Origin of the sequence: Salipiger sp. CCB-MM3 (assembly GCF_001687105.1) — a bacterium.
Lineage (GTDB): Bacteria > Pseudomonadota > Alphaproteobacteria > Rhodobacterales > Rhodobacteraceae > Salipiger.
Window position 1 is genome coordinate 1548290 of the sequence record NZ_CP014595.1, and the last position, 26492, is coordinate 1574781.

General features: G+C 64.8%; 27 protein-coding genes. 8 read left to right on the forward strand and 19 right to left on the reverse strand.

The genetic code is table 11. From position 1 onward, the window contains the following. The first annotated feature begins 27 nt into the window (after nucleotides 1–27). Nucleotides 28–705, forward strand: coding sequence for a D-lyxose/D-mannose family sugar isomerase (locus AYJ57_RS07480; protein WP_066103343.1), 678 nt, complete (start codon nucleotides 28–30; stop codon nucleotides 703–705). A 33-nt stretch (nucleotides 706–738) separates the two neighbouring features. Here AYJ57_RS07480 and AYJ57_RS07485 read toward each other — a convergent pair whose 3' ends face one another. Next, the gene (locus tag AYJ57_RS07485; RefSeq protein ID WP_066103345.1) at nucleotides 739–2277 is read right to left on the reverse strand and encodes an ABC transporter substrate-binding protein; all 1539 of its coding nucleotides are present in this window, start codon (nucleotides 2275–2277) and stop codon (nucleotides 739–741) included. A 156-nt stretch (nucleotides 2278–2433) separates the two neighbouring features. Then, nucleotides 2434–3432: a prolyl aminopeptidase gene (gene pip / locus AYJ57_RS07490; protein ID WP_066103348.1), complete on the reverse strand. Its 999-nt coding sequence runs from the start codon at nucleotides 3430–3432 to the stop codon at nucleotides 2434–2436. 51 nt (nucleotides 3433–3483) lie between these two features. Between pip and ubiG the strand changes: the two genes are divergently transcribed. Next, complete coding sequence (gene ubiG, locus AYJ57_RS07495; protein WP_066103351.1) at nucleotides 3484–4224, forward strand: bifunctional 2-polyprenyl-6-hydroxyphenol methylase/3-demethylubiquinol 3-O-methyltransferase UbiG; 741 nt, start codon at nucleotides 3484–3486, stop codon at nucleotides 4222–4224. A 186-nt stretch (nucleotides 4225–4410) separates the two neighbouring features. Here ubiG and AYJ57_RS07500 read toward each other — a convergent pair whose 3' ends face one another. From AYJ57_RS07500 to AYJ57_RS07515, 4 genes are all read right to left on the reverse strand, one after another. Continuing rightward, the gene (locus AYJ57_RS07500; protein ID WP_224902069.1) at nucleotides 4411–5754 is read right to left on the reverse strand and encodes a dicarboxylate/amino acid:cation symporter; all 1344 of its coding nucleotides are present in this window, start codon (nucleotides 5752–5754) and stop codon (nucleotides 4411–4413) included. Between the two features lie 169 nt (nucleotides 5755–5923). After that, nucleotides 5924–6364: a MarR family winged helix-turn-helix transcriptional regulator gene (locus AYJ57_RS07505; protein WP_066103357.1), complete on the reverse strand. Its 441-nt coding sequence runs from the start codon at nucleotides 6362–6364 to the stop codon at nucleotides 5924–5926. 113 nt (nucleotides 6365–6477) lie between these two features. Next, complete coding sequence (grxC, locus tag AYJ57_RS07510; RefSeq protein ID WP_066103360.1) at nucleotides 6478–6735, reverse strand: glutaredoxin 3; 258 nt, start codon at nucleotides 6733–6735, stop codon at nucleotides 6478–6480. A 45-nt stretch (nucleotides 6736–6780) separates the two neighbouring features. Then, the gene (locus AYJ57_RS07515) at nucleotides 6781–7494 is read right to left on the reverse strand and encodes a ComF family protein (RefSeq protein WP_066106834.1); all 714 of its coding nucleotides are present in this window, start codon (nucleotides 7492–7494) and stop codon (nucleotides 6781–6783) included. Nucleotides 7495–7535: 41 nt separating this feature from the next. On the opposite strand from AYJ57_RS07515, the gene AYJ57_RS07520 reads away from it, so the two are divergent. Together AYJ57_RS07520 and hemH are read left to right on the forward strand one after the other, a co-directional pair. After that, nucleotides 7536–8396 carry an SAM-dependent methyltransferase gene (locus AYJ57_RS07520; protein WP_066103363.1) on the forward strand — a complete coding sequence of 287 codons (861 nt, stop codon included), beginning with the start codon at nucleotides 7536–7538 and terminating at the stop codon, nucleotides 8394–8396. A 51-nt stretch (nucleotides 8397–8447) separates the two neighbouring features. Further along, entirely contained in the window at nucleotides 8448–9512 is a 1065-nt protein-coding gene (gene hemH, locus AYJ57_RS07525; protein WP_066103366.1) for a ferrochelatase, read from the forward strand. 117 nt (nucleotides 9513–9629) lie between these two features. Here the strand turns inward: hemH and AYJ57_RS07530 are convergent, their stop codons facing one another. Together AYJ57_RS07530 and AYJ57_RS07535 are read right to left on the reverse strand one after the other, a co-directional pair. Then, nucleotides 9630–9824 carry a ferrochelatase gene (locus tag AYJ57_RS07530; protein ID WP_066106836.1) on the reverse strand — a complete coding sequence of 65 codons (195 nt, stop codon included), beginning with the start codon at nucleotides 9822–9824 and terminating at the stop codon, nucleotides 9630–9632. Nucleotides 9825–9974: 150 nt separating this feature from the next. Next, nucleotides 9975–10574, reverse strand: a complete 600-nt coding sequence (locus AYJ57_RS07535) for a L,D-transpeptidase (protein WP_066103369.1) — start codon at nucleotides 10572–10574, stop codon at nucleotides 9975–9977. 230 nt (nucleotides 10575–10804) lie between these two features. On the opposite strand from AYJ57_RS07535, the gene AYJ57_RS07540 reads away from it, so the two are divergent. After that, complete coding sequence (locus tag AYJ57_RS07540; protein ID WP_066103372.1) at nucleotides 10805–11362, forward strand: CAP domain-containing protein; 558 nt, start codon at nucleotides 10805–10807, stop codon at nucleotides 11360–11362. Nucleotides 11363–11693: 331 nt separating this feature from the next. Continuing rightward, nucleotides 11694–12908 (forward strand): acyltransferase family protein, encoded by a 1215-nt coding sequence (locus AYJ57_RS07545; RefSeq protein ID WP_083191180.1) that lies wholly within the window; start codon nucleotides 11694–11696, stop codon nucleotides 12906–12908. A 98-nt stretch (nucleotides 12909–13006) separates the two neighbouring features. Here AYJ57_RS07545 and AYJ57_RS07550 read toward each other — a convergent pair whose 3' ends face one another. From AYJ57_RS07550 to hslO, 8 genes are all read right to left on the reverse strand, one after another. After that, entirely contained in the window at nucleotides 13007–13381 is a 375-nt protein-coding gene (locus tag AYJ57_RS07550) for a L,D-transpeptidase family protein (RefSeq protein ID WP_335739999.1), read from the reverse strand. Nucleotides 13382–13633: 252 nt separating this feature from the next. Next, nucleotides 13634–14851 (reverse strand): class I SAM-dependent RNA methyltransferase, encoded by a 1218-nt coding sequence (locus AYJ57_RS07555; protein ID WP_066103381.1) that lies wholly within the window; start codon nucleotides 14849–14851, stop codon nucleotides 13634–13636. Between the two features lie 41 nt (nucleotides 14852–14892). After that, the gene (locus AYJ57_RS07560) at nucleotides 14893–16725 is read right to left on the reverse strand and encodes an ABC transporter ATP-binding protein (RefSeq protein ID WP_066103383.1); all 1833 of its coding nucleotides are present in this window, start codon (nucleotides 16723–16725) and stop codon (nucleotides 14893–14895) included. Nucleotides 16726–16759: 34 nt separating this feature from the next. Then, nucleotides 16760–18604 (reverse strand): ABC transporter ATP-binding protein, encoded by a 1845-nt coding sequence (locus AYJ57_RS07565; protein WP_066103386.1) that lies wholly within the window; start codon nucleotides 18602–18604, stop codon nucleotides 16760–16762. Between the two features lie 41 nt (nucleotides 18605–18645). After that, complete coding sequence (locus tag AYJ57_RS07570; protein WP_066103389.1) at nucleotides 18646–19227, reverse strand: LysE family translocator; 582 nt, start codon at nucleotides 19225–19227, stop codon at nucleotides 18646–18648. Between the two features lie 9 nt (nucleotides 19228–19236). Further along, nucleotides 19237–20400, reverse strand: coding sequence for a CCA tRNA nucleotidyltransferase (locus AYJ57_RS07575; protein ID WP_237220130.1), 1164 nt, complete (start codon nucleotides 20398–20400; stop codon nucleotides 19237–19239). After that, a complete protein-coding gene (locus AYJ57_RS07580) occupies nucleotides 20397–20999 on the reverse strand; it encodes a CoA pyrophosphatase (protein ID WP_066103392.1) in 603 nt (200 codons plus the stop codon). The genes AYJ57_RS07575 and AYJ57_RS07580 overlap by 4 nt, the downstream gene beginning before the upstream one ends. Continuing rightward, nucleotides 20996–21991 (reverse strand): Hsp33 family molecular chaperone HslO, encoded by a 996-nt coding sequence (gene hslO, locus AYJ57_RS07585; RefSeq protein ID WP_066103395.1) that lies wholly within the window; start codon nucleotides 21989–21991, stop codon nucleotides 20996–20998. The genes AYJ57_RS07580 and hslO overlap by 4 nt, the downstream gene beginning before the upstream one ends. Before the next feature lie 76 nt (nucleotides 21992–22067). Between hslO and AYJ57_RS07590 the strand changes: the two genes are divergently transcribed. Beyond that, on the forward strand, nucleotides 22068–22505 hold the full coding sequence (locus AYJ57_RS07590; protein WP_066103398.1) for an NUDIX hydrolase: 438 nt from the start codon (nucleotides 22068–22070) through the stop codon (nucleotides 22503–22505). Between the two features lie 57 nt (nucleotides 22506–22562). Here AYJ57_RS07590 and AYJ57_RS07595 read toward each other — a convergent pair whose 3' ends face one another. Continuing rightward, the gene (locus AYJ57_RS07595) at nucleotides 22563–23804 is read right to left on the reverse strand and encodes a PP2C family protein-serine/threonine phosphatase (protein WP_066103402.1); all 1242 of its coding nucleotides are present in this window, start codon (nucleotides 23802–23804) and stop codon (nucleotides 22563–22565) included. Between the two features lie 135 nt (nucleotides 23805–23939). Between AYJ57_RS07595 and AYJ57_RS07600 the strand changes: the two genes are divergently transcribed. Further along, entirely contained in the window at nucleotides 23940–24323 is a 384-nt protein-coding gene (locus AYJ57_RS07600; protein WP_237220131.1) for an Hpt domain-containing protein, read from the forward strand. Between the two features lie 52 nt (nucleotides 24324–24375). Here the strand turns inward: AYJ57_RS07600 and ilvA are convergent, their stop codons facing one another. Then, on the reverse strand, nucleotides 24376–25602 hold the full coding sequence (ilvA, locus tag AYJ57_RS07605; RefSeq protein ID WP_066106843.1) for a threonine ammonia-lyase IlvA: 1227 nt from the start codon (nucleotides 25600–25602) through the stop codon (nucleotides 24376–24378). Nucleotides 25603–25663: 61 nt separating this feature from the next. After that, on the reverse strand, nucleotides 25664–26401 hold the full coding sequence (locus AYJ57_RS07610) for a hypothetical protein (protein ID WP_066103405.1): 738 nt from the start codon (nucleotides 26399–26401) through the stop codon (nucleotides 25664–25666). Nucleotides 26402–26492 lie beyond the last annotated feature (91 nt).

A 26492-nucleotide genomic window follows, 5' to 3' on the forward strand; every position in this document is an offset into this window, starting at 1 on the left:
GCCAACACCGCAAGGAGGAGACCCGCGATGAAACGCTCCCACGTCAATGAGATCCTGCGCGCCAGCGAGGCGTTCATCCGCAGCCATGGCTACGCGCTGCCGCCTTTCGCCTATCTCACCCCGGAAGGGCTGAAGGCCTCGGAGAACGGTGAGATCAAGCGTCGGCGCATGGGCTGGGACGTCACCGACTACGGCGGCGGGAAATTCGATGAGCTTGGGCTCTTTCTCTTCACCACCCGCAACGGGCTGAGCAGCGATCTTGGCCAGCGCAGCGCCATGCTCTACGCCGAGAAGATCATGATCTCGCGCCAGAACCAGCTGAGCCCGATGCACCGCCATGACCTCAAGGTCGAGGACATCATCAACCGCGGCGGTGGCACGCTGGTGCTGGAGCTTTTCGCGGCCATGCCGGAGGGCGAGATCGACCGCGATGCGCAGGTCACGGTGCTCTGTGACGGGATGGAGCGCAGCCTGCCCGCGGGCGGCCTTCTGAAGCTGGCGCCGGGGGAGTCGGTGACGCTCTTTCCGACCACCTGGCATGCCTTCTGGGGCGAGGGCAGCGACGTGCTGATCGGCGAGGTCTCGACGGTGAACGACGATCTGACCGATAATATATTTGCCGAGCCGCTGGGACGGTTTTCGGACATTGAGGAAGACGTGGCACCGCTGCACCTGCTGGTGTCGGATTACGACGACAAGCTCTGAGCCAGTCTCAGGTCGCGCGCCAGAGGCCCTAACTCAGGCCATCCACCAGCGTTCTGCCATGCGCGAATCGTCCATTGCGCGCATGGCGCCAACGCGCGCAGGCGTCGCGATGCGGGCCGAATGCGCCTGCAGGTGATTGGCGTACATCGGCAGGATCAGCCCGCCCTCGTCGCGGCTGAGCCGCTGCATCTCGGCGTAAAGCTCGGCGCGGCGGGCGCTGTCGAACTCCGCCCGCGCCTCGCGCAGCAATTGCCCGAAGCGCCCGCTGCCGCCGCGCGTGGCGTTCCACGGCGCGCCTTCGGTGAGCACGGTGGAAAACGCCCAATCCTCGGTGGCGCGGCCAGACCAGCCACCGGCGCGGAACCCGGCGCTGTCGCGCGGCCATTGCGTGTCCGAGGGCAGAACCCGCAGATCGAGCGTGATACCCGCCTGCGCGGCGCTGTCGCGGTACAGCTCGGCAGCCCGGCCCGCGCCATCAAAGGCAGCCTCCGACACCAGCATCGGCAGCACGGCACCCTCGTGCCCCGCCTGCGCCAGATGCCAGCGGGCGCGCTCTGGATCGAACGCCTGCGGCTCGAGCGCGGCGAAATAGGGGTTGGCGGGACCGATCGGGCTGTCCTGACCGATGCGGCCGTGGCCGTGCAGCACCTCGGCGACCATCGCCTCGCGGTCCACCGCCGCCTTCAGCGCCTGTCGCAGGTGCGGATCGGCGAAGGGCGCGAGATCGGTGCGCAGGGCAAAGCCGTAGTGCTGGTTGCCCGCAAGGCTTTGGACCGTGAAGCGCGGCTCGGCTTGCAGCGCGGCCAGCTCGGCGGCGGGCAGCCGGTCGATGGCGTCGACACGGCCCGAGCGCAGCGCCTCCAGCCGCTCTTGCGGGTCGTTCAGCGCGAGGAAGTCCACGCCATCGAACCAGCCCGCGCGACCGTCCTTATAGTGCTCGGCCACACGGCGGCCGATGAACCGGCGGCCGGGCTCGAAGCGCTCGACCCGGTAAAGGCCGGTGCCGATGCCGCGCGTCATGGCCTCGGTGATCTGCCCAGCGGGGTAGATCAGCAGGTGATAGTCGGCCATCAGATAGGGAAAATCGGCATTGCCGGTGGCCAGCGTGAACTCGACCTGATGCGGTGCGGTGGCGCGCATCTCGTCGATCTCGGCCACGATGGGCCGCGCCGGGGATGCGGCGTCGCGGTGCAGCGCCAGCGAGGCCAGCACGTCTTCGGCACCGAAGGGTTTGCCATTATGGAAACGCACGCCGGGGCGCAGGTCGAAGGTCCAGACCCGGGCGTCGGAGGAGGCGCGCCAGCCTGTGGCCAGCTCGCCGCGCAGCGCACCATCGGCGCCCACTTCGGTCAACGTGTCAAAGACCGCGCCCTGCGCCGCGGCGGCCATGAAGCTGCCGCTGTGGGTGCGCGCATCCCAGCTGTCGGTGCCGCGCGCCCCGCCGAGGGCGGCGCGGAAATACCCGCCGCGCGACGCCCCCGCCACGGCCCCTGCGCCAGCCAGACCCGACGCGCCGAGGACGGCGGCGGCGAGGGCCGATTGCAGCACGCGGCGGCGGCGGATGACGGTCATGGGCGGCGGCGCTCCTGAGGCGGGTGAAACTTGCGCTCAGCACTCTGCACCTCTGCCTGCCTTGGTGCAACAGTCCCGCGGTCAAACCTGCGACAGCGGCACGCGGCGCGCGCGGATTTCAGGCAGAGCGGTCGCGCCGCCCCCGCGCCACCCCGGTCAGGATCCGAAGCCGCTGGCGAGACTGTCGAGCGAGGCGATCTGGTCCATCACCCGCACCAGTTCGGCGCTGATGCCGGGCTCAGAGAGCGCGTGGCCGGCGTTGCGGATCATCCGCAGCTCACCGCCCGCCCAAGCCTGCGACAGTTCCCACGCGCGGCGCGGCGGGCAGATCATGTCGTAGCGGCCCTGCACGATGACACCGGGAATGCCGCGCAGGCGCTCGGCGTTGTTGAGGATCCAGCCGTCTTCCTCGAGGAAGCCCGCGTTGACGAAATAGTGGTTCTCCAGCCGGGCGAAGGCGCGGGCGTATTCTGCCGGAGCCTCGCCGCCATGGCCGTTGGAGTACACCGAGGCCAGCGCGTTCTCCCAGCTCGACCAAGCACGGGCAAAACGCACTTCCTCGCGCAGGTCGCCCGAGAACAGCCGCCGGTGATAGGCGCCGATGAGGTCGCCGCGTTCCGCTTCGGGGATCAGCCCCTCGAACCGCGCCCATGTCTCGGGCCAGAAATGCCCCGCGCCGCCGCCGTAGAACCAATCGAGCTCGGCCTGCGTCATCATGAAGACGCCGCGCAGCACGAGGTTGCGCACGTGCTCGGGGTGGCTGATCGCATAGACCAGCGAGAGCGTCGCGCCCCAACTGCCACCGAAGACGATGAACTTGTCGATCTCGAGCAACTGGCGAATGAGCTCGATGTCGGCCACGAGGTGCCACGTGGTGTTGTTCTCGACGCTGGCATGCGGCGTGGAGCGCCCGCATCCGCGCTGATCGAACAGCACCACGCGGTAGACATCAGGATCGAAATAGCGGCGCATGGCAGGGCTGCAGCCGCCGCCGGGGCCGCCATGCAGCACGATCACGGGAATCCCTGCCGGATTGCCACATTGCTCTACATAGAGCTTGTGCCCGTCGCCCACGTCGAGCATGCGCTGGTCGAACGGGTCGATCGCGGGATAGAGATGTTGCACTGCGCTCTTTTGGCCCGGGTATTTGTCCATGGAACCTCTATATTGGCTGTTGAGCCCAAAAGGAAACGGGATACCGAAAATATGACCCTGACCGTCGATCCGTCCGAAGTCGCCAAGTTCGAAGCCATGGCGGCAGAATGGTGGGACCCGAACGGAAAGTTCAAGCCGTTGCACATGATGAACCCGGTGCGTCTCGATTATATCACGACGCAGATCGCGGGCGAGTATGATCGCGACCTTTCCGCGCCGCGTCCCTTCGAAGGGCTGCGCATCCTCGACATCGGCTGCGGCGGCGGGCTTCTGTGCGAGCCGATGGCGCGTCTCGGGGCCGAGATCGTCGGCGTGGATGCCGCCGAGCGCAACATTCCGGTGGCGCAGACCCATGCCGAACAGTCGGGGCTGGAGATCGACTATCGCTTCTCCACCGCCGAGGCGCTGGCCGAAGCGGGCGAGCAGTTCGACGTGGTGCTGAACATGGAGGTGGTCGAGCATGTGGCCGATCCGCAGGCCTATCTCGATGCCTGCTGCGCGCTGCTGAAGCCCGGCGGGCTGCACCTGTGCTCGACGATCAACCGCAACGCCAAGAGCTTTGCCATGGCCATCGTCGGTGCCGAATGGGTGATGCGCTGGCTGCCGAAGGGCACGCATGAGTGGAACAAGTTCATCACGCCGGACGAGCTTTACGAATTCATGCGCAAGGCTGGGCTGACGCCGGTGGACCGCAAGGGCTATGTCTTCAACCCGGTGAGCTGGCGCTGGTCGATCTCGGACCGGGACCTGACGGTGAACTACGTCACGGCGGCGCTGAAACCCGAGAGCTGAGGGAAGGCCCGGCGCGGAATCAAGGCGAAGCCGCCGCGCAGCGCCTGCCCGCCCCCTGGGCAGGCGCTTTGATTGCCTTCCTAGCCGTACGACCGTATCAGTCGATGGTGCCATAAATGCCTGCACCACCAATGTAGCAGCGCCTCCCCACGGGCAGGCGCTGCGTGGCTCGTGTTGAACGCTTCCTTACTCCGCCGGGCGCCGTGCGTGGGCCGCAAGTTCGGCCTCGGCTTCGGGGTCGATGTGCAGATCGTCGATCACCACACCGGCCGTCGGATCGCGGTAGACGTCCATGTCGATCTGACCCTCGGTCTTGGCGACAATCGCGGTGACCACCGCGTCGCCGGTGATGTTCACCGCGGTGCGGATCATATCCATCAGACGGTCGACGCCGAGGATCAGCGCGATGCCCTCGATCGGCAGCCCCACCTGCCCCAGCACCATGGTCAGCATCACCATGCCCACGCCGGGCACACCCGCGGTGCCGATGGAGGCCAGAACCGCCATGCCGATCACCGTCAGATAGCCGCCGACGCCAAGGTCGATGCCGTAGACATTGGCCAGAAACACCGTGGCCACGCCCTGCATGATCGCCGTGCCATCCATGTTGATCGTCGCGCCGAAGGGCACGGTGAAGGACGCCACCGAGTTGTTCACCCCCATCCGCTCGGTCACCGCACGCAGGGTGACGGGGATCGTCGCGTTCGACGAGGCGGTGGAGAAGGCGAAGATCTGCGCCGGGCGGATCTTCTTCATGAACATGATGGGATCGAGGCCCGAGAAGACCTTGAGGTAGAGCATCAGCGTCACGAAGAGATGCAGCAGCAGCGCGCCCACCAGAACCGCCACATAGGTGATCACCGGAAGGAAAAGCCCGATGCCCTGCTCGGTGAAGGTTTTCGCGATCAGGCAGAAGACGCCATAGGGCGCAAAGGCCATGACAACCTCGACCACCTTCATCATCAGCTCGTTCATGTATTCGCAGGCATCGACGAACCCTGTCGAACGCTCGCCCAGCATCAGCGCGGCCATGCCCAGAATGATGGTGTAAAAGATGATCTGCAGCATCTCGCCGCTGGCGAAGGCCGCGACCGGGTTGCGCGGCACGATGGCGGCGAAGGTCTCCCAGACCGTTGGGGCGTCCTTGCCGGTCACGCCCGAGGTGTCCACGCCCTCGATGGTAAAGCCGCTGCCCGGTGCCACCACCAGCGCGATGATGATCGCCACCGCGATGGCCGTGCCGGTGGTCAGCAGGTAGAGCCCGAAGGACTTGCCGCCGACGCGGCCAAGAATGCGGATGTCGCCGATCCCGGCCACGCCGCAGATCAGCGAGAAGAACACCAGCGGCACCACCAGCATCTGCAGGGCATTGACGAACATGCGCCCCACCATGCCGAAGAAGCCGCCGACGACGTGCTCGTTGATCCAGCCGATCTGAAGAAGGTTGAGGATGACGCCCAGTGCGAAACCGGCACCCATGCCGATCATCACCTTGGTCGTCAAAGAGAGTTTCTTGCTGGCAGTGCTCATTCCGGCCTCCATATGTCGCTGCTCTATTCTTTCGAATAGGCGGACCCGGAGGCGAAAAATCTGACGCTAGGTTAAGAAAAGGTGAACAGGCACTGCCGGGTCACCCTCAGATTGCATAGTTTTTCGGCGAATTTCCACATAAACCCTGACGCAAGGTCAGCCAGGCGGGTCAGTCGGCCTCGAGCTTGAGGCGCAATTCGCGCAGCACAGGCAGCGCCGCGCGCACTTTGTCGGCCCCCAGATCGCGCACCATTTCCGAGATCACCGGCGCCATGGCCGCCAGCGCCGCCTCGCGGGCGCGATTCCCGGCGGGGCTGATCGAGACCATCTTGCGCCGCGCGTCATCCCAGTCGGGCCTGATGTGCACATAGCCCGCTATCTCGAGCTTGGTGAGCGTGTTGGTCATCGCGCCGCGCGTCACGTGGAAGCTGCGCGCCAACTGCGCCGGGCTGCGTTCCCCCTGCACCCTTGCGAGATGGTTGAGCACCGAGAAATGCGAGATTTCCATGCGGTTCGGCAGCACGCGGGTCAGCCGGTTGCGCAGCAGCTGGTCAGCGGTCAGCAGCTCGCTGAACAGCGAGATGGCGAGGGCGTCGGCGGGCGAGCTCATACCGCCCGCCCCACGCCTGACTTGCACGGCACCGCACGCCCGCTTGCGGGGGTCTGCGCCGGAAGGGCCGGCGGCCTGATATGCAGCGATGCCTTTGTCATTTCCCGCCTCTATCAGCCAGCGAGCAGCGGATCGAGCTTGCCCGCGCGTTCCATGGCGTAAAGTTCGTCGCAGCCCCCCACATGGGTCTCGCCCACAAAGATCTGCGGCACGGTGCGCCCGCCATTGGCGCGCTGGGTCATCTCGGCGCGGCGCTCGGGTTCGGCGGCGACGTTGATTTCGATAAACTCTGCGCCCTTCTGGTTCAGCAGCCGCTTGGCGGCGACGCAAAAGCCGCAAGTGGGGGTGGTGTAGATCTCGATCGGTTTCATACGCGTTTCCCTTTCCGGCTGACTGGCAGCCCATCTTTCAGGGATTTAGGTATCCTTTGCAACGCGCGCCAGTACCGAGACCACGACCTGTGCCGCCCCTGCCTCTTTGCAGGCCAGAGACGCTGCGGAAAGCGTCGCCCCGGAGGTCATCACATCATCGACCAGCAGCACGTTGCGGCCCCTGAGCGGGACGCGGTTGCGTGGGTCGGCGACGATCGCGCCCTCGAGCGTGGCGAACCGCGCGTCGCGCCCCTTGCCATCGAGCGACGGGGTGGCGCGGCGCCGCAATAGCGCGTCCGGCACGTGCTGCAGCCCCAGCAGCCCGCCCAGAGCCACGCCAAGCAGCGCGGATTGATTGTAGCGCCTGCGCAGGTGGCGGCCCAGATGCAGCGGCACCGGCACCACCAGCGCATCATTGGGCACCCGCCCCTGCAGGCGGCGCGCCATCCAGACCGCGGCGGGGCGCGCGATATCATGGCGGTCGCCATGTTTGAGCATCAGGACCAGCTTTCGGCCATTGTCCCGATACAGCAGCGCCGCGCTGCCATGCGCCCACGGCCTACCTTCTGCACGGCAGCTGTCGCAGATCTCGGCCTGCTGCGAGTGCCCCGGCAGCGGCGCGGCGCAGAGATCGCAGCAAAGCCCGCCAAGGAAGGGCGTGTCGCGCCAGCACGGCCCGCAGAGCCCGTGATCGCTTTCGACCAGCCCGCCGCAGAGCAGGCAGCGCGGCGGATACACCAGCGCCAGCGCGCCGCGCATCAAGGTTTGCAAGTGCTCGCGCCGCATCCTATCAACCTTTCATGTCCAGCCAGCCCAATCGCCCGACCGACAGACCGGCCCCGCAGCTCATCGACCGCGCCGCGCTTGCGCAGCACCGGGCCCGCGCGCGCCGTTCGGACGATCTGCGCAGGGCGCTGTTTCTGCATGAGGCCGCGCGCGATGAAGCGCAGGATCGGCTCATGATGGTTAATAGAGAGTTCAAATCTCCGGCCATCGTCACCCCCTACCCCGAGGTCTGGCAGGGTCTGCTGCCCGGCGCAAAGATCATCCCCGATGACGATGTGCTCGATCTTGAGGTCGGCGCGCATGATCTGGTGATCCACGCGCTGGCGCTGCATTGGGCCAACGACCCGGTGGGTCAGCTGATCCAATGCCGCCGCGCGCTCAGCGCCGACGGGCTGAACATCACGCTGGCTTTCGGAGGCGAAACGCTGGCGGAACTGCGCGCCGCGCTTGGTCAGGCCGAGATCGAGATCAGCGGCGGGCTTTCACCCCGCGTCCTGCCCATGGGCGAAATCCGTGATCTGGGGGCGCTGCTGCAGCGCGCGGGGCTTGCCCTGCCGGTGGCCGACTCCCTGCCGCTGGATGTCAGCTATTCTTCGGCGCTGCACCTCATGCGCGATCTGCGCAGCATGGGAGAGAGCAACGCGCTTGGCGCCCGGCTGCGCCGCCCCACCCGCCGCGCGGTGTTGCTGCGCGCCGCCGAGATCTACGCCGAAACCTACGCCCGCGAGGACGGTCGGCTGCGCGCCACCTTCGAGCTTGTCACGCTGACCGGCTGGGCACCCGACGAGAGCCAGCAAAAGCCGCTGCGCCCCGGAAGTGCGGCGCATCGTCTCGCTGACGCGCTCGGCGCGAGGGAAACCCCGCTTAAGGATTGAATCATTCTAAATTCGCGTTACCTAGCGCGTGACTTTGAGGGAACAGAACGCATGAACGACATGACCCCAGGCCCGATCCGTCCCGCCCAGGCCCCCGCCGACCACCCGGCGCTCCCACGCGAAAAAGTCGGAATCCTGCTCGCCAACCTCGGCACGCCCGATCACTACAGCTATTGGCCCATGCGCCGTTACCTGTCCGAGTTCCTCTCGGACCAGCGTGTCATCGACTATCCGAAGTGGAAATGGCAGCCGCTGCTGCAGTTGATCATCCTGAGCAAACGGCCCTTCTCCTCGGGCGCAAACTACAAGTCGATCTGGAACGAAGATCTGGGCGAGAGCCCGCTGATGACGATCACCAAGGCGCAGACCGCCGCCATCGCCGAGACGATGAAGGCGCGCTACGGCGATCAGGTTATGGTCGATTTCTGCATGCGCTACGGCAACCCTTCGACCAAATCCAAGGTCAAGGCGATGACCGAGGCGGGCTGCCGCAAGATCCTGTTCTTCCCGCTCTACCCGCAATACGCCGGCGCGACCTCTGCCACCGCAAATGACGCCTTCTTCAAGGCGCTGATGGACGAGCCGTGGCAGCCCACCGCCCGCGTCGTCGATCCCTATTTCGAACACCCGGCCTATATCGAGGCGCTGGCGCAATCGGTCGAACGTGCCTATGCCGCGAAGGAGCAAAAGCCCGAGATGCTTGTGGTGTCGTACCACGGGATGCCCAAACGCTATCTGATGCAGGGCGATCCCTATCACTGCCAGTGCCAGAAATCGACGCGGCTGCTGCGCGAGCGGCTCGGCTGGGACAAGACCGAGATCCGCACCACCTTCCAGTCGGTTTTCGGCCCCGAAGAATGGCTCAAGCCCTACACCGTGGAAGAGGTCGCGCGGATCGCCAAGGACGAGGGCAAGAAGCGGATCGCCGTGATCGCCCCGGCGTTTTCCGCCGATTGCATCGAAACGCTCGAAGAGATCAACGAAGAGATTCGCGAGAGCTTCGAGCATGCGGGCGGCGAAGAGTTCACCTATATCCCCTGCCTCAACGATGATGCCGCGCATATCGAAGCGCTGAGCACGGTGATCGACGAGAACCTGCAGGGCTGGCTGAAGTAAGCGCGGTCGCGCGGCGCGGCGGGATCACCGCCTGCCGCAGCCCCGCATCCCGTACCAAGACATAGAAAAAGGCGGCGCAGATGCGCCGCCTTTTCCTTTATCAGCCGTGACTTAGGGTCAGTCGGTCGACGCGGCTGCTGCCACGACGGCGAGCAGGATCAGCGGGATCACGATGCCAGCCGACGAGGACGATGCCTGGGTCTCTTCGACCACGACGACGGGTTCCATGACCACGTCATCCTTGGCATAGGAACCGGCCATTGCCGAAGTTGCGGAAGCTGCGAGCGCGGCGGCGAGCGCGAGTTTTTTCATATTATCCTCCAGATAAACGCCTGCCGCGGTCGTCTGAAAATTGTCCACGGCAAGCTCCAAGACTTACCTCGTGCACAATGTCTAAGCAGTAATCCGCCGATATTGCAAACCCAAGTTAATGATCAGTTTTTTCGGCTTCTTTCCCTGTGGTCAAATCAGCAACACTTGCGTCCCGACCTGAGCCATCTCGTAAAGTGCCTCAATGTGCTCGTTGTATAGGCCGATGCAGCCGTTCGACGAGCGACGCCCGATCTTGCGCGTGTCATGCGTGCCGTGGATCCGGTAGTAGGTCCAGCTCAGGTGCAGCGCACGGGTGCCAAGCGGGTTGTCCGGGCCCGGCGGCACGTAATCGGGCCACTCGGGGTTGCGCTCTTTCATCGACGGCGTGGGGCGCCAATCGGGACTCGGGTCTTTCAGAACCACCTGCGTCCGGCCCTTGCGGGTCAGATCGTCGGTCAGCGGAACCGACGACGGATAAAGGTGATAGGTGCCGTTCTGTTCCCAGAAGTGCAGAGCCCGCGACGAAATATCGACCAGCACCGCGCCCTTGTTCAGGTTGCTGAAGTAGGGCTGCCAGTCGAGCGTGCGGAAGCTCGAGATGTTGTGGCGGATGACCTTCGAGATATCGCCTTCCATCTCAACCGTGCCGGACCCGTTGTAGCTCTGTGCGAGCGCGGGGCTCGCCGCCGCCCCCGCAAGCGCAGCCGACCCGGCAAGGAAGGCGCGACGCGAATATGGTGTCTTTGCCATGGCGTGATTGTCCTCTCGAGCCACGTTAGTGAAATATGCTTTTGACAGCTCGCCAGACTTACGTCCGAGAGCCGCTGCAGGTTCCCCATGATATGGCGGCGTGGCCGCAGTCGCAAATCAAACGGCAGTGTGTATGGGCGATCACATGCATGTGGGTTTGATCCGATGCCCCCGGCGGGCTATGTGGTGAACGCAATAGCAAAACACGTGGGACGCGAAGGCCAGCCAACATGAACAGACGCACGTTTCTCCTGCTTTCCTCCGGATTTCTAGCGGCGGCCTGTGCGTCGTCGGTGGCACCGCCGCAACTCGGCCCGGATGGCAAGCCGCTGCCGCGCGTCTACCGCATCGACGATAAGGACTCCGGCAAGATCGAGTACAACATGCTCGATTCGGTCAACGCGCTGCGTCAGGCGCGCGGTGTGCCCGCGGTGCAGCTGAACTCCAAGCTCAACGCCGCCGCCGCCACCCATTCGCGCGACATGGCGGTGCAGAACCGCCCGTGGCACTTCGGCTCGGATGGCTCCTCGCCGATCGACCGCGTGCAGCGCGTCGGTTACGCCGGACGTCTGCTGGGCGAAAACATCTCCGAGACCTATGAGTCGGAGCTCGAGACCCTCGCGGCATGGATGGAAGACGCGCCGACCCGCGACGTCATCCTCGACCCAAGCGCCCGCGAAATGGGCTTTTCGTGGTTCCAAGAGCCGGGCGGCAAAATCTGGTGGACCATGGTGATGGGCGCACCAGACCTCGCGCCGACGCCGGGCACCCTGACCGCCGGTCTTTGATCGGCAGCCTCTGAGCGCCACGACAGATTGAGTGACAGGCCGTCCCTTGGGGCGGCCTTTTGCTGTTTGGGACTTTCTTGCTCGCTTGCGGTGCTTGCTTCCACAGTCACACAGTCTGAGTCCGAGATCGTAAAGGGATCTAAGTTTCCTCTCAATCGACCGCGATGCACTTCTAAAATTCGACATAAAAGTGGCGCCAAGCCTCAAGCCTGTGCAGCCTGCCGCCTTTAGCCCCTGAGACAGGCCAAGACCCGCCCAGAGCGGTGCCCTTTTCTTGACAGGCAACAACTGCCGCCAAAAATCAAAGCTAATTCTTATTTTAGGTGCCTTCATGAGCGAAGCAGACATTAAGCCCGTTCGAAAAAGATATCACGCGCTCGACAGCGGCCGAGCGATCATGCTCCTCTTGGGAATACCTTTTCATATCTCTGAAATGTACCGCATATCAGGAGGTTGGGTCATAGATTCCGGCGAGCAATCTTTCCTCGCCAGCCTGATCACTGCAGTGGTTCACTCGTTTCGCATGCCCGGATTTTTCATTCTGGCCGGTTTCTTTGCCGCGATGCTCCTTGATCGCCGAAGCCCAAAAGATTGGATGAAAAATCGACTCACGCGGCTCCTGATCCCGCTCTTAGCCTCGCTTCTTGCTCTCGGAGGGTGGGAAGTCTACTGGGCCAATCTCGGCACGGGCATGACCTCGGCTGAAGCCTTTGCGGATACGTTAACCACCTTCCCGTTCACGTGGGTCAATCACCGCTGGTTCATCGTGGTGTTGCTGGTCTACTGCTGCGCGATCGCACTCTACTACACAGTTCGAGCCTCTCTACCTGACAGGTTCCACTCAAAGATGCGCAGGCTATTCTGCCACCCGTTCGCCGTGCTGGTCTTCCTTCCCCTCGTAGCGCCGTTTGCTGGCATTGTGTTGGCCAAGGTCTTGGGAAATGACATCACCGGACCCTACTTGAGAAATATCGTCAGCTACGCCCCGCTATTCTTTGCGGGAGCCGTGATTTTCCAAGATCGGAAGCTCTATGACGCGATTTTCCAGCCCGGAGCTATTCAGCGACTCTTGGCGGTTCTCCTGCTGCTGATCTACTGCCTCACCTACTTCGCGTTCTACAAAGACGGATTGGGAAGTGGTTGGACAAAAACGGCGGCAACCGTGGTTCATCTTGCTGCCTCAGGGATCGGAGGAGTCCTGATTTCTTCGCTTTTCTTTTTCTATATTTTCAAGTTCTTCGACAAGCCGAACCCCATTATTCGCTACTTCGTCTCCGGGTCTTTGGTCATGTATCTGGCCCATGAGGCGTTCTTCAGACCGATGGGCGTCATTTTCCAAACCATCTCCTTCTCGGCAGAACTCGAGATGCTGATCATCAATGTCCTGACCCTCGTCGGCGTGGTTCTCACATTCGAGATTGTACGGCGGTACGCGGTGACCCGGTACCTGTTCAATGGTGGCTCGATCAGTCCGCCGCTTCCAGATCATATGATCCTGACATCCAATTTCAGAGCCGACATCGCGAAAAAAGCGGCAAAGGCCTAGACGGCGCGCCGGCGACCTCCCTCCCTGCGCTAGCCGTGTTCGCTACGAAAAAGGGCCGCCCCATTGGGCGGCCCGTCGAATGTCTTCACACGCCCCTGTCAGGGCATGATCAGAATCGGTGTCGGATTGTCGGTGCGGATCATCGAGTAGATGTCTTCCATCTCGCGGTCGGTGACGGCGATGCAGCCCCACGTCCAATCCCAGATGCCGTTCTGATAGGCGGCCGGGCGTCCGTGAATGAAGATGTCTCCGCCCGGACTCTTGCCGAGATACCGGGCCTCGGCGCGGTCGGCAGCGTTGGGATAGTCGATCCCGAGACTGAGGTGGAAGCGTGAATTGGGATTGCGCCGATCAATGAAATAAAGGCCCTCTGGCGTCTTGCCGTCGCCCTCGACCTTCTTGTCGCCCTCCGGGTTGAACCCGAGGCCGACGTTATAGACCTTCATGATCTGGTCGTGATGCAGAAGATACATCTTCCGCGCGCCCTTATGCACGACGACATGAGTCACTGCTGGACCACGGTATGTCTTGAACCGCGATTCTGGCTGCCCACCGCCACAGGCAGCAAGCAGCAACACTGCCGCCAGCACCATTAAGTGCCTGCCAATATACATCTTGCCTGTCCACTCGTTCTTTTTATGCCGCAATGATAGCTCACGCAGCGGCATCGCGATAGGTGGAGTTAGCAAGAATTGATCGAAGTTCCCGACAAATAGCCGCCTTACTTAGCGCAGGCTGAACCCGGCGACGAGTTCCACGTGGGTCGACCAGCGGAACTGATCCACCACCCGCAGCCCGTCGAGCGCATAGCCCGCGCGCAAGAGCGCCGCCGCATCGCGGGCGAAAGTCACCGGATTGCACGAGACGAACGCGATCCGCGGAATCCGCGCCTCGCAAAGCTGCGCCACCTGCGCTTCGGCCCCGGCGCGCGGCGGGTCGATCACCGCGGCGTCGAATCGCGCCAGCTCCTGCGGCAGCAGCGGATTGCGGAACAGATCGCGCGCTTCGGTGGTCACATGGCGCAGGCCCTGCGCGTGACGCCAGCCGTGGTCCAGCGCCTGCGTCATCGCCTTGTCGCCCTCGACCGCATGCACCCGCGCGGCCTCGGCCAGCGGCAGCGCGAAAGTGCCGCATCCGGCGAAGAGATCGACCACATGGCTCGCGCCCTGCACATAGCCGCGCACGTCCTCGAGCAGCGCGGCCTCGCCCTGCGGCGTGGCCTGCAGGAAGGCACCCGGCGGCGGCGCCACTTCGGCGCGGCCCATCTTCTGGTTCGGCGGGCGGCGGGTCAGCACCACGTCCTCCCCCCATGCGATACGGGCGCAATCATAGGCGCGGGCAAGCTCCGAGAGCGACTGCTGCATCTGCGCGTCGGCCTCCTTGCCGCCCTTCACCACCACATCAAGCCCGCCGAGGCTGGTGGTCACCAGCACCGAAAGCTCCCCCTTGCGGCTGGCGCCGAGCACCGCCAGCGCCTCGACCATCGGCAGCGCCGCGGTGAGCCGCGGGTCAACCACGCGGCAATCGGGCACTTCGACGATGACGTCCGAACGCTTGCGGTGAAAGCCGACCTGCGCGCCCTTCTTGGTGCGGCGGGCCGAAAATCCCGCGCGGCGGCGAGTCGCCTCGGGCGATGTGGCGATCTCGCGGAACTCGGTCTCGATCCCATGCGCGGCCAGCGCGTGGCGCACCACGCCTTGCTTCCAGTCGGCGACGAAATCCGGCCGCGCGTGCTGCAACTGACAGCCGCCGCAGCTTTTCGCGTGGCGGCACGGCGCGCTAACCCGCATCTCCGAGGGCGTGACGATACGCGGCGCATCCATAACGCCGCCGGTGATCTCGCCCTCGACGGTCTCGCCGGGCAGAGTGCCGGGCACAAAGGTGGGACCGGCGGCAATGCCGTCGCCCTGATGCCCGAGCCGTTCGATTGTGACCTGTTCCATAGCGGCGTCATGCCCTCAAACGGGGCCGCCGCGCAAGCACGCTATTCCGCCGCTTCCTGCGGGTCGATCAGCCCGCCGCTCTGCCGGTTCCAGTAGCGCGCATAGAGACCGTCCTGCGCCAGCAGCGCATCATGCGTGCCCTGCTCGGCGATGCGGCCTTCATCCAGCACCACGATCCGGTCCATGCTGGCAATGGTCGACAGGCGGTGCGCGATGGCGAGCACCGTCTTGCCCTCCATCACCCGCTCCAGCGCGCGCTGGATCGAGGCTTCGACCTCGGAATCAAGCGCCGAGGTGGCCTCATCCATCACCAAGATCGGCGCGTCCTTGAGGATCGCGCGGGCCAGCGCGATGCGCTGCCGCTGCCCGCCCGAGAGTTTCACGCCGCGCTCGCCCAGATGCGCATCATAGCCGGTGCGGCCCATGTGGTCGCGCAGGTTCTGGATAAAGCCATGCGCCTCGGCCTTCTCGGCGGCAGCGATCACCTCCTCCATGGTCGCGCCCGGACGGCCATAGCGGATGTTGTCCAGCGCCGAGCGGTTGAACATGGCGGTCTCTTGCGTGACCATGCCGATCTGCCGCCGCAGGCTCTCTTGCGTGACATGCGAGATGTTCTGCCCGTCGATGAAGATCCCGCCCTTTTCCGTGTCGTAGAGCCGCAAAAGCAGCGCCACGAGGGTCGATTTCCCGGCCCCCGAGGCCCCGACGATGCCGATCTTCTCGCCCGGCGCGATGTTCAGCTCGATATGTTCGACGCCGCCCTCCTCGCGGCCATAGGCAAAGCCCGCGTCGCGGAACTCGATCCGCCCCTGCGGTACCGCCAGCGGCTGCGCATCCGGTGCGTCGAGCAGCGTGTGATCGGGGGTGATGGTGCGGATGCCGTCCTCGATCTCGCCGATATTGGCGTAGATGCCCATCAGCGTGAAACTGACCCAGCCGGTCATCTGGCTGAGCCGGATCGCCACGGCACCGGTGGCCGCGATGTCGCCTGCGGTGACGAAGCCACGCGCCCAGAACAGCAGCGCGCCGCCGATCAGCACCACCGGCAGCGTGCCCGCCAGCGCCATTAGCCAGAAACGAAAGGCCGAGGCGACGGTGCCGAAGGAGATGAAGCGCTCGCGATAGGTCGACATGGCATCAAGCGCGGCCTGATCCTCGAAATCGTCATGGGCGAAGAGTTTGACCGTCTTGATGTTGGTCACCGTGTCGACAAGCTGCCCGGTGACCATCGCCCGCGCCGCCGCCCGCGCCTTCGACCGGACCCGGATGCGCGGCATGAAGAAGCGCAGCAAGAACCCATAGGCGATCACCCAGACCACCAGACCAATAGCGATGCGCCAGTCGATCGAGCCCACCAGCCAGATCGAGCCGATCACCGAGGCCAGCGCAAAGAGCACCGCCTGCACCACCTCGGAGATCACATCGTTCAGCGCCCGCGCGGTCTGCATCTCTTTTTGCGAGATGCGCCCGGCGAAATCATTGTCGAAGAAGGTGACCGAATGGCCCAGCGTGTAGCGGTGCACGCGGCTGAGGATCAGGTTGAACACATTGGGCTGCATCAGCACCGACTGCACATAGGCCGACAGTCCCGCAATGCCGGGCCGCACCGCGATGAAGAACACCGCGCAGAACAGCAGGAACGGCCAGTGCTCGGCAAACACCGTCTGCGCCGAGCCGCCAAGCGCGCGGTCGATCACATCCCCCAAAAGCTTGGCGGTGATCACCTCGAAGGCCCCGCCAAGCGCCGAGAGCAGCGCCGCCGGGATCAGCACCGGCCATGCGCCCTTCAGCGCCCACATGACAAAACGTCCCAGCGTCTGCGGCGGCGGCGTATGGGCGCGGGAAAACGGGTCTATGATGTCGGAAAGGCTCATGCGGGCCCTCTCCTTTGCTTGGGTCTTTGGTGGATCAGGCGGGGCCTTGCTTGTCGGGATCAAGAAATCCACCCGACTGGCGCGCCCAGAATCCAGCATATAGGCCACCTTGGGCCAAAAGCGCGTCATGTGCACCGTCTTCGACGATCTTCCCGCCGTCCATCACCAGAATGCGATCCATCGCGGCAATGGTCGAGAGCCGGTGCGCGATGGCGATCACCGTCTTGCCCTCCATCATGCCGTAAAGCGTGTCCTGAATGGCGGCCTCGACCTCTGAATCCAGCGCCGAGGTCGCCTCGTCGAGGATCAGGATCGGCGCGTCCTTGAGGATCACCCGCGCCAGCGCGATGCGCTGCCGCTGCCCGCCCGAAAGCTTCACGCCGCGCTCGCCCACATGGGCGTCATAGCCGCGCCGCCCCTGCCCGTCTTCAAGCGCGAGGATGAACTCATGCGCCTGCGCCTGCCGCGCCGCCGCGATCATCTCGGCCTCGCTGGCCTCGGGGCGGCCATAAAGCAGGTTCTCGCGCACCGAGCGGTGCATCAGCGCGCTGTCCTGCTGCACCATGCCGATCTGCCGCCGCAGGCTGTCTTGCGTCACACATGTGACATCCTGCCCGTCGATCTCGATTTTCCCCGATTCAGGGTCGTAGAACCGCAGAAGCAGCTTCACGAGGGTCGATTTACCGGTGCCCGAGCGGCCCACCAGACCGATCTTCTCGCCCGGATGGATGGTCAGGCTGATGCGGTCGAGCCCGCCCTGCCCGCGGCCATAGTGATGCGACAGATCCCTAACGGCGATCTCGCCCTGCTCCAGCCGCAGCGGCTTGGCGTCCGCGTCATCCACCAGCGTGATCGGCTGGGCGATGGTCTCCATCCCCTCGGCCACCACGCCAAGCTGGCGGAAGAAGGTGGTCAGCGCCCACATGATCCAGCCGGTCATCGCGTTGAGCCGCAGGGTCAGCGCCGTTGCCGCCGCCACCGCGCCGGTGCTTGCCTCGCCCTGCATCCACAGCGCCACGGCCCAGCCGACCACACCGACGATCAGCAGCCCGTTGAGGATCATCAGACCAAGATCCATCACGGTATAGAGCCGCATCTCGGCCTGAAACGTCTGCCGCGCCTCCTCGATCGCCTCCCTGGCGTAGTCCAGCTCCTGCCGGTCGTGGGCGAACATCTTCACTGCGTGGATGTTGGTATAGGCATCGACCACGCGCCCGGTGACGAAGCTGCGCGCATCCGAGGCGGCCTTGGACGCGGGGCCGACGCGGGTGATCGTCCAGCGCATCAGCACGCCATAGAGCCCCAGCCAGATCAGCATCGGGATCACCAGCCGCCAATCGGCATCGCCCAGCAGGATCACCGCGCCGATGACATAAGAGACCGAGAAGGTGATGGCGTCGAAGACCTGAAACACCGCCTCGCCCGCTGCGGGCGGGGTCTGCATGATGCGGTTGGCGATGCGCCCGGCGAAATCATTCTCGAACCAGCCGATCGACTGGCGCAGCACCTGCTTATGCGCGCGCCAGCGCACCAGAGTGCCAAAGTTCGGCATGATCGCATTGTTCAGCAGCAGCACGTCCAGCGCCTGAATGAGCGGGCGCAGGAACATGATGAACAGCGCCAGCGCGATCAGCTGCCCGCCATGGGCGTCCCAGACCTCGGCAGGCTCGCCGCCAAGGATATCGACGACCCAGCCCATGGCCCAGATCAGCCCGATCTCGACCGCCGCCACCACGACCGAGAGCAGCGCCGTCCAGACGAAGACACGGCGGAAGGGCCGCGCATACTCCAGCATGAAGGGCAGCAGCTTGGTCGGGGGCCGGTCCGTCTGCGGGTGGTCCACATAGGGATCGACCATGCTCTCGAAACGGCGAAACATGGGTCAGGTCCTGTACTTTGACCAAAGGTCTAGGTCAGGCCTTACAGGAACACCATGACGGAAAAACTTGCCAGTGCGAGCGCCATCGCCCTTGTGAACCAGCGCCAAGCCGCCGGGGTGGCCAGAAGATAGGTCAGCAGCGCGCCCGCCGAGGTCCAGAAGAGACAGCAAAAGAGGTTCAGACCCGAAAACGCCGAGCCCAGCCGCAACGCCTCGCCCACCGGTCCCAGCGCCGATGGGTAGGCCGAGGCCGCCGCCAGCGCCACCGCCCAGACCTTGGGGTTCACCCACTGAAAGAGCGCGCCTTCGATCAGCGTCATCGGCCGCGCCGCCTCGGCCTTCTTGCGGCGCTCGGCGGTCCAGAGGCCCCACGCCATGTAGAGCATCCATGCGCTGGCCGCGATGCGCAGGGCGAACTCCAGCCGCGGCATCTGTTGCAGCAGCGCGGCGATGCCGAGCCCGGTGAGACCGGCGGTGATGCCGACCCCCAGAACCACGCCAAAGAGATGCGGCAAGGTGCGTTTCACGCCAAAGCGCGCGCCCGAAGCGGTCAGCAGGATGACATTCGGCCCGGGCGAGAACAGCCCGAAGAAGACAAAGGCATAAAGCGGGTCGAGGGTCATGCAGTGCGCTTACTCGTCAGACAGAAGTTCCGCCTTGGTAAGCGTGAAACCCGACGCGATCCAGCGTTTCTCGGCGGCACGCAGCGCCTCACCCAGTTCCGGGCCCTTGAGCGCGGGCATCAGATCGCGTGCGGTGAGCGGAAATGTCGCCGCCGCGCCGACGCCCAGCGCGCTGAGATCCGGCTCTGACACGGGCATCTCGAAACTTGCCGCGCGCAACAGCAGCACATCCTGCCCGGTCTCTGCCCCATGTCTGTAGGCAAGCTCTGCCGGGCCCTGCATCTCGCCGATCAGGCTTTGTAGAGTGTGAAGCTGCTTTTGCTGCGCTTTGGACAGGCGCAGATCAGGCTCTGCGGCACCAAGACAGGCCAGCCGCCGCAGCGCGTCAGGCGCGACGAGCAGCCTTTGTTCCTCGGCCACCAGCGGGCCGAGAGCCTTCGCGCTCGCGCCCGGCAGGACATGGGCCAGAACGCCCACCTGCGCCATCACCGACACTGCCGCCACCGGATCGGGCGCGGACAGAAGGCGCAGCATTTCCTGACCAACGCGCTCGCGCGAGAGCGTATCGAGACCATCGAGATTGCCCGCGATCCCGGCCAGCGCCTCGGGGTCGAACCCCTGTTCAGGATCGCCATACCAAGCGGAAAAGCGGAAGTAGCGCAGCGTGCGCAGATAGTCTTCGCGGATGCGGTCCGAGGCCTCGCCGATAAACCTCACACGCCGGGCGCGCAGGTCGGAAAGCCCTTGCAGAGGGTCGATCAGCCGCCCCCGCGCATCGGCGTAGAGCGCATTCATGGTGAAGTCGCGCCGCGCCGCGTCTTCCGCGATATCGTCCGAAAACCGCACCACGGCGCGGCGGCCGTCGGTTTCCGTATCGGCGCGGAAGGTGGTGATCTCATGGCCGATGCCATCTGCCACGACGGTGACCGTGCCATGCTCGATGCCCGTGGGCACCGGCTTCAGCCCTGCACCCTCGGCCAACTCCACCACGCGTTCGGGCCGCGCGTCGCTGGCGATGTCCACATCGCTCACAGGCACGCCCATCAGCGCGTTGCGCACGCAGCCGCCCACCACATAGGCCTGATGGCCGCCCGCCTCGAGCATCCGCAGCACCGCCTGCGTCGAGGCGCAGGTCAGCCATTCGCCGGACACTGTGGTGTCGGCGGGCGTCATGCCATGCGCTCCGCCAGCCCGCGCAGCATCCGCGCCGTGGCGCCCCAGATGTAATAGGGACCGTAAGGCACCGTCCAATAATGCCGGGTGGTGCCGCGCCAGCGCCGCCCCTGAATGGCGTAATTGTCCAGCTTGGCGATATGCTCGAACGGCACGCGGAACACTTCGGCAACCTCGCCGGGCTCCGGCACAGGGTCGAAATCGCGCATGATGAGACCCAAAACAGGCGTCACCTCAAAGCCGGTCACGGTTTCATGCGCGGGCAGGCTACCCAGCACATCCACCCGCCCTTCGGCCAGCCCGACCTCCTCGCGCGCCTCGCGCAGGGCGGCGGCCACGGCGTCTTCGTCACCGGGATCGACCTTGCCACCAGGAAAGGCAATCTGGCCGGGGTGGTGCTTGAGCCGCGAGCTGCGCTTGGTCAGCACCAGTTCCAGCCCCTGCTCGCAGGCGACAAATCCCGCGAGGACACCGGCGGGACGCAGCTTGCGCCCCTCCGGCAAAACCGTGCCCGGGTTCAGATCGAAATCGGAGGACACGCCGGAGGTTTCCTCCAGCGCCCGTTTCAGCAGATCGATCTGATCCCGGACGCGGCTCACTTCTTGGCCTCGAAGCCGACCGTTTCCGGGTCAAGCTCGTAATGCGCGCCGCAGAACTGGCAATCGGCGGTGACGATCCCGTCGTCGGTGGTCATCTTCTCGATGTCCCGCGCCGAGTAGATCGACAGCGACTGGCGCACGCGATCTTCCGAGCAGGTGCAGCCGAAGCGCACGGTCTGTGCGTCGAACACCCGCGGGCCTTCCTCGTGATAGAGACGCACCAGCAGGTCGGTCGGCGGCAGGTCGGGGCCGATCAGTTCCAGCTCGTCCACCGTGTCGAGGTGGAAGTTCACGCGGCGCCAGTTTTCACCGTCGTCATCGTCACCAAGCAGGTCCTCGGGGCGCAGCACGCCTTTGTCACCGCTGCCACCCTCACCATCGACGAGCGGCTTGGCGAAGGGCGAGGCCTTGGGCATGTGCTGCAGCATCACGCCGCCAGCACGCCAGTTCGACGTGCCATCGGCCTGCGGCACATTGCCGAAGTTCAGCTCAAAGCGGGTCGGGATCTGCTCGGACTGGGCGAAATAGCTCTCGGCACAGCGCGCCAGAGCACCGCCCGCCAGCGGGGTGATGCCCTGATACGGCGTGGTGCCCTTGCCCTGATCGATGAGCACGGCGAAATAGCCGTCCTCGAGCTGCTCGAAGGCGGGGGCACTGGTGACCTGCTCGCGGTCGAAGCTGGCGTAGGCGCGCAGCCGGGCCGGTTCGCCCTCTTTCTCGGGAGCGTAGTAATCCGTGGCGATCATCCGCACCGCGCCGCGGGTCTGCACCTGCAGCGACAGCTTCCAGCGCAGCTTCATCGTCTGGCCGATCAGCGCGGTCAGCAGAGTCATCTCGGCGATGAGCCCTTCGACGGCCTCGGGATAGTCATGTTGGCTCAGGATTCCGCTCAGCACCCCGTCAAGCCGCGCCACGCGGCCCCGGATGTCGGCGTGATCCAATTGGAATGGCAGGACGGTATCGTCCCAGGCAAGTTTGCTGCCGATGGTCATGGGGTTTCCTTATCTGCCGGATCTTGGCATATCGGCCCCATATAAGCAGCAAAAACACGGGAACCAAGGGGGACCGATGACTGCACGATACGGCGAGCCGCCCGAATCCGGTCGGCATTACACGCTGCGCCCCGGCGCTTATGCGATCCTGCCGCGCAACGGGGCGGTTCTGGTCACCCATCAGGCAGAGCCATGGCCCGAGTACCAGCTTCCGGGCGGCGGCATCGACGCCGGTGAGTCGCCCATCGCCGCGCTGCACCGCGAGGTTTTCGAGGAAACCGGCTGGCGCATCGCCCGTCCGCGCCGCCTCGGGGCGTTCCGCCGTTTCACCTTCATGCCCGAATACGATCTCTGGGCCGAGAAGCTGTGCATCATCTATGCAGCGCATCCCGTCCGCCCGCTCGGCCCGCCCAGCGAGCCGGGGCATGAGGCGGTCTGGATGAACCCAGAGCTTGCCGCCGAGATCCTCGGCAATCCCGGCGACCGCGATTTCCTGCGCCGCGTTCTGGTCTGAAATCCAAGGGTTCGGCCCGGACTAGTGCCTGTATCAGAGCCTGTGTCAGAGCCTGTTTCAGGGCATTTCGAACTCCAGCAGCGCGGCCGAGACATCGTCGTCGAGCCGCGCGCCCGCGACAATGCGCTGGGTCAGCCGCCAGAAGAGATCGTCGAGAAACTCGGTGCCGCGACCGCCCCCCGAGCGCACCAACGCAAGCAGCCCCTCCTGATCGAGCATCCCGCCACCCGGCAGCAGCGCCTCGGTGAACCCGTCGGAATAGAGCAGCAGGCGATCGCCGGGCGATAGTTGCAGCTGCAACCGCTCGTAGCTCGCGCCGGGGATCAACCCCACCGGCAGACCGCCATGACCGACGAACTCGGCGCTGCCATCGGCGCGCAGCAGCAGCGGAGGCGGATGCCCCGCCTGCACCAGATCGACCCTGCCCTTGTCGAGATCGGCCACCGCATAGGCCATGGTGAGATACTCGGCGATCCCGGGATCTGCCGCCAGACGCTCATTCATGCGCCGCGCCACCTCCTCCGGGGCGCGAAAGAGCGTGCCATGCACGATGCGTTCCAGCGCGATGTTCTGCTCGGGAAAGTCGCCGCCCAGCAGTCCGGCAATCCGCGCGGTCATCAGCGCCGAAGTAATGCCATGACCCGACACGTCGATGCTGTAGAGCCCGACGCTGCGCTCGCAATGAGAGAAACTGCCGACCAGATCGCCGCCCACATGCCCGCAGGGTTTCAGCAGCAGGCTGACTTGCGAGGCCCCGATGCGCCTTGCACGCCGGGGCACCAGCGCCTCTTGGATCAACCTTGCCTGCTGCAGATCGCGATCCACCGCGTCATAGGCGGCCTGCAGATGGCCCAAGGTCGCCGACAGCTGCCGCTGCATCTTCAGGATCCGCGCGCCAGCGTTGATCCGGGCGCGCAATTCCGCGGCATTCACCGGCTTGGTCAGGAAATCATCCGCCCCGGCGTCCAAGCCGCGCGCGATCTCGGCCTTGTCGCTTTTTGAGGTGAGCAGGATGAAATAGCCGTAGCGATCGCCGCATTGCGTTCGGAAGTGGCGACAGAGGTCCAGCCCGTCCATCCCCGGCATCATCCAATCCGACAGCACCGCATCGGGGCGGCTTTCGGCGCAGATGCGCAGCGCCTCGGCCCCATCCTGCGCCTGCCAGACCTCAAGCCCCCAGCGTTCGAGCATAGAGGACAGGATCTTCAGCTGCAGCGGACTGTCATCCACCACAAGAACCCGACGGATCGGAGCCTCACCACTTCGATCCTCGAGGTTTTCCGCCAGATAGGGAGACACCGTATTTCCTTTGTAGACCCGCCTGCGCGGCAAACCCTAAAGCCCCGGTGTTAACGCCCTGTTTCACCTGACCCGCCGAGATCGAAACACTTCGTTCAGTTTTTGCTGCGAGCCTTTGCGGACGGAGGTGCATGGATGACCGACAGACCCGAGGGCGCCGCGCGACAGGCGGCTGCGCCCACCTTGATCGACTGGACCCGCGCTGCCGAGTTGCGCAGAGAGGTGGGGGGCGATGATTTTGATGAGATCGTCGCGCTTTTCCTGCGCGAGGTGCAGCGCGTTCTGGATGCTCTGCCTGCCCAAGCCTCGGAAGTGCCCGACCTTGCGGACAGGCTGCATTTTCTCAAAGGCAGCAGCCTGAACCTTGGGTTCGCGCGGATGTCGGCCCTGTGCGAAAGCGGCGAGCAGGCCGCCACCACCGGCAAAGGCGATACTGTCGACCTATCGGCGCTGCGCGACTGCTTTGCCCGCTCACGGGCGGAATTTCTGGATCAGCTTGCCGTGCGGCTGGTCGCGTGAAACGAACGGCCAGCCCAAGACGCCCAGCGCGCCCACATCATGTGACGACGAGTCAGATGACAAATTGCGCCAGAACCTCATCGTCGGTGATGTCGCGATAGGCATAGCCATGCGCGTCCAGCTTGCCGAAAAGCGCGTCGAAATTCTTCGGATCGGCGGTCTCGATCCCGATCAGCACCGAACCGAAGTTGCGCGCCGATTTCTTCAGGTATTCGAACCGGGCGATATCATCCTCGGGACCAAGGAAGTTCAGGAAATCCTTCAGCGCGCCGGGACGCTGCGGCAGGCGCAGGATGAAGTATTTCTTCACACCCGAGTAGCGCAGCGCCCGTTCCTTGACCTCCGGCAGACGCTCGAAGTCGAAATTGCCGCCCGAGGTGATGCAGACCACGGTCTTGCCGCGGATCGCCTGCCCCAGATCCTTCAGCGCATCGACCGAAAGCGCCCCCGCAGGCTCGAGCACCACACCCTCGACGTTCAGCATCTCGAGCATGGAGGTGCAGAGCCGGTCTTCGTTGATGGTCAGCGTGTTGGCAACGCCGACCCCCTTCAGCACCTCGAAGGTCTTGCTGCCGATCTGCGCCACCGCCGCGCCGTCGGCGAAATTGTCGACCGCCGCCAGAGGCACCGGCTTGCCCGCCTCGAGCGCTGCGCGCAGGCAGGCCCCGCCCTGCGGCTCGACAAAGGTATAGTGCGTGTCGGTGCCGAAATAGCTCAGCAGGCCGGAGCCAAGCCCGCCACCGCCGACCGGGATCACCAGATGATCGGGCACGCGGCCCAACTGCCGTTCGATCTCAACCGCCACGGTGGCCTGCCCCTCGATCACGTCCTGATCGTCGAAGGGCGACAGGAAATGCCCGCCGATCTCGGCACAATAGCCCTGCGCCGCCTTCAGGCATTCGTCGAAATAGTCCCCGATGAGGCGGATCTCGACATTCTCGCCACCGAACATCCGGGTCTTCTGGATCTTTTGCTGCGGCGTGGTCACCGGCATGAAGATCACGCCGCGCTTGTCGAACTGGCGGCACATATAGGCGACGCCCTGCGCGTGGTTGCCCGCGCTTGCGGCCACAAAGGTCTCGACATCGGGGCGCTTGCGCATGGCGTTGAACGCGCCGCGCAGCTTGTAGCTGCGCACCGGGCTCAGATCCTCGCGCTTCAGCCAGATGTCGGCGCCGTGAAGCTGCGACAGGTGATCGTTGCGCAGAAGCGGCGTCTCGGGAAAGACCGAGCGCATTTCTTCTGTGGCGGCGCGGGCGTGATCGAGAAACTCATCCATGCCCACCGACTTGGCGCATCGAAGGCGTTTGCGCAAGCCTCCTCAGACGCTGCAGTTTCGGTCAGTCGATCGGCCGCCCCTCGATGAAATGGCCGTAAAGCGAGGTGAGGATCGAGATGCCGATCATCGTGGCGAACCAGTTGATCACCAGCCCGTAGACCAGATTGATGATCGAGCCCGCCGTATCGTCGATCAGCGCCGGCAGCTCGACCAGCAGCGAGCCGCCGATCACCACAAGCGCCAGCGTGATCACCGCGCCATCGTCGTCCTTGGTGGCCTTCCACGCATCCTTGAGGCTCAGCCGCTCGCCCACCGCAGCGGCAGGCAGGATCAGCCCGAGGCGGAAGAACAGATAGCCGCCCAAGCCCACCAGACCGAAGACGAGGATCGGCGCCAGCCCCGGCAGTCCCGCGCTGATCAGCGCCACCGGGATCGCCGCGACCATGAGCCCGAGAAAGATCACCAGCCCGATCATGATCGACCGCCCGAAGTAGCCGAGAATCTCGCCGCCATGCCAACGCGGCAGCCAGCCGCGCGGCGTCTCTCCGGTCAGCACGAAGCGGTGCCATGCCACGGCGATCCAGAGGCTCGCCAGCACCGCCAGCACCACCAGCACCAGCGCCGGAACGCCGATCACATTCACCGGCCCGCCGGAAGCATCTGCCTGCATGGGATGCAGATAGGTGGCGATCTGACTGGCCACCTGCACCAGATAGAGCACCAGCGAGACGCGCAGCGCGGTGCCCAGATTGTCGATCACCATGCGCAGGGAATGCAGGAAAATCCGCCAGCCCTTCATCAAAAACCCCACCTTTTCGAAATTCACCCGGCGATCGCTAGCATATGGACCCCGCAGGTCAACGGGCGATCCTTGCCCCCGATGATAAAAG